We start from the raw sequence: 1,176 nt of genomic DNA on the forward strand, positions 1-1,176 counted from the left end.
AGAGTATCCGTGTTGGTCAAGGGAGAGATGGTGTCCAGGTCCGATTGTCCCTGAGTAGTGCGTTTGCGAGGATGATGAGCTTTCGCATGATGGCTGTGATGGCGAGTTTTGAGGCTTTGCCGTCGGCCGTGAGCTGGTGGTATTTTGCCTTTAGATCGGGATTGAAGCGCATGGCGACGAGGGCGGGCATGTAGAGTGCCTGTCGGACATTGGCTCGCCCGCCGCGGATGAAGGCGCGGCCGATCCAGTTGCCGGACTGTCGTGCGACGGGAGCGAGGCCTGCGAGGGAAGCAGCCTGCCCCTGACCGAGCGTGCCGAGTTCGGGCATTTCGATGAGAAGCGCGAAGGCGGTGATTGCCGAGACGCCCGGGATCGAGACGAGGATAGCGAAGCGACGGGAGAGATCGGGATCGGACTGGATGAGCGCCGTGATCTCCTTTTCGACAGCAGCCATTTGACGTTCGATCTGCCTGAGCTGCTGGGCATTGTGGCGCTTGAGGATGGGAAGGGTTAGCGCCTTGGCCCTGTTCCTCGCCGCCGTCCGGTTCTTCACCAGCGCCTCGCGCGCCATGTGCAGGTCCTTGAGGTCATTGAGGATCGGGCTGCGCACCGGTCGTGCTTCGAGGTCGAGAAGAGCGCCCATGCGCGCCAGCATGGCGGCGTCCAGCCGGTCGGTCTTGGCGATCCTGCCGGTGGCCTCGGCGAAGCGCCGGGCTTGGCGTGGGTTGACCTTGACCAGCGCAAGGCCAGCCGCCGCCAGCTTCCGCTCAAAGGCCCGGTGATATGGACCTGTCGGCTCATAGACGATGCGTACGCCGGGCGGGTCCAACCGGCTCGGGCTCAACCAGCTCATGAACGCCTTGTGGCCGCGGCTGTCGTTGGCAAAACGCCGGCTCGCGCCGTCGCTCAGCCTGTGGGCGTCGAGATGGTCTTTCGATATGTCGATCCCGATGGTATCGTTGGTCATCTTTCACTTGTCCTGTGCTTGTCGTTCGGAGCCGAACTCCGGGTATCCGTTCAGGCCTCAAGGGAAAGACGAGGGCGATCCGACTCTAGCTCGACCCGTCAAACGGTCAGCAATTCCACCGATCCGACCCTCGCCGCTGAGGGAGGGCGGCTACCCTCTCTCAGCGTTCCTTTCTGACCCATTCGGCAGCGAAAGTCATAAGACAAGCA

Annotated in this window: 1 protein-coding gene; it reads right to left on the reverse strand. The window is 62.5% G+C overall.

Annotation, left to right across the window (positions count from 1 at the left end):
• Positions 1-16: 16 nt before the first annotated feature.
• The gene (locus tag NKH93_RS34210; RefSeq protein WP_352458931.1) at positions 17-967 is read right to left on the reverse strand and encodes an IS110 family transposase; all 951 of its coding nucleotides are present in this window, start codon (positions 965-967) and stop codon (positions 17-19) included.
• Between the last annotated feature and the right edge of the window lie 209 nt (positions 968-1,176).

This window comes from Mesorhizobium sp. M0954 (genome assembly GCF_040319155.1).
Lineage (GTDB): Bacteria > Pseudomonadota > Alphaproteobacteria > Rhizobiales > Rhizobiaceae > Mesorhizobium.